The 269-nt window shown below is 41.3% G+C and carries 1 protein-coding gene; it reads left to right on the top strand.

Features of this window, described 5'->3' with window-relative positions:
• Positions 1-269: hypothetical protein (locus SB689_RS23205; protein WP_410694411.1), on the top strand; the 269-nt coding region annotated here is incomplete at both ends.

Here is a 269-nt window from a genome sequence, read left to right as displayed (position 1 = left end):
CTACCACCACAAAGTTCATCATCAGGAAACCTTCACATGGAACATTTTTGTTTATGTCATTGCACTGAGGTCCTCAGGTGCAATTTTTATTGTGTACGCTTGCGCAAAAGGATTTGGCGACTATTTTCTCAATGAAAAGAAAGCCGCAATACTCATCGTTGTAACGGTGTCTGTATCGATCATATGTCTGACGTTGATGATGAGCCTGGTGCCGGCACCTTTGAATTATCAGTATTATTTTGTCGGGGTGGTTCTTGTACTGTTTTTTC

This window comes from Chryseobacterium sp. SIMBA_038 (assembly GCF_046535115.1).
Taxonomy (GTDB): domain Bacteria; phylum Bacteroidota; class Bacteroidia; order Flavobacteriales; family Weeksellaceae; genus Chryseobacterium.
Note: the sequence above shows the minus strand (reverse complement) of the source record. Positions and strands in the feature narration are given on the sequence as shown.